This window comes from Photobacterium sp. DNB22_13_2, assembly GCF_052873915.1.
The window spans coordinates 1-262 of record NZ_JBNNXU010000169.1 but is presented as its reverse complement, the minus strand read 5'-3'; the positions used below and the strand labels follow the sequence as shown (position 1 = coordinate 262).

The 262-nt window shown below is 69.5% G+C and carries 1 protein-coding gene; it reads right to left on the bottom strand.

The window, feature by feature from the left end:
* A partial coding sequence (locus ACVA58_RS28235; RefSeq protein WP_446513546.1) for a hypothetical protein occupies positions 1–262 on the bottom strand: 262 nt, incomplete at both ends.

The following is a 262-nucleotide window of genomic DNA, read 5'->3' as shown; positions in this document are numbered from 1 at the left end:
CTTGTTGCGCGCGTCGCGGTTGCCCCCCCAGCCACCACCCGCACCGCCACCGCCGCCGTTGCCCTTGCTCGTCACTTCCTGGGCGAGGTCGGCCAGCGTGGTGCGCGCAAAGCGGCGCACCTCGTCGCGGCATTCGTCGAACAGGTGGCCGGACAGGTAGAAGCCCAGCGCCTGCTTTTCTTCCTGCAGCTTGCGCTTGGTGGTCCAGGCCGGCTCGTCGACGAGTTCAGGGCGGTGCGCTTCGGCATCGTCGCCGCTCATC